Consider the following 871-nt stretch of genomic DNA (forward strand, 5'->3'; position numbering starts at 1 on the left):
CATTTGTATTGATTTCATTAGGGACAGAAGTTTGTGCTAATCGTTGTGCTTTATGCACATTTCTTTCAAAGTTTTTTATATTAGCAAATATCTTGGCCATAAAATTTTTATTTTCCAACTTATCACCTCACTTTAATCAAATTTGGAAAGCATCTTACGTGTTCCTCGTTTGAATGCTTCACGCTCTGCATAACGTTTTCTACGTTCCATTTCTTTTTTACGTTTATATTCTTGTAATTGGTTTCTAATTTCATATCGTTTTTGCTCAATTTCTCTATGCATACCAACTAGACGTTTCCCACCTTGGACCATGCCATGAGCTACTGCAGAATGTAGATTGTTTTCTCTGATGTCTAGGAGTTTATCTTGCCCTCCTATAATCCAATCTTTCCACTCATTTGGTGTCATACTATATAATTCTTGTTCTGGTATATAACCAATGTAACGTGCAGTAAGTTGCCTTATTTCACTGAAGTTAATAATGGTTCTACGCCCATGATGTCTTTGTAATTCTCTACCATCATTTCGTGACCGATTTTGGCTTGCTCTTTCTCCTCTTTCTTCGCCATCTTTTCTCCTTTCGACACGTTCATCCAATATTGGCGTGTCTTTTGTTTGAAAAAACCACTATTTGTCATTACATCTAAAGCGCCTGCTAATAACTCTTTAGTATCTTGCTTTTCTTCAATTACATTTTGAATAGCATTGAAAATATCTTCTTTTGAAGGCTTATCTGCTAAATGAGATGTAGCACATTGCCAAAAATCCAAAATACCCTCATTATCTTTATTGATTAATTTGTTATAAATCACATTGAAGCCAGGAACAGTATTCTCTTTATCTTTCTCACTGAATTTCTTCGCTTCAATAT

Annotated in this window: 1 protein-coding gene; it reads right to left on the reverse strand. The window is 34.1% G+C overall.

Annotated elements, in window-relative coordinates; genetic code table 11:
- Nucleotides 1-461: 461 nt before the first annotated feature.
- Nucleotides 462-871 (reverse strand): tail assembly chaperone (locus ACF91D_RS30855; protein WP_392438571.1); only part of this gene is annotated, 410 nt, incomplete at its 5' end.

The organism is Staphylococcus sp. 231237_7MaSpsaltlick (genome assembly GCF_043107035.1).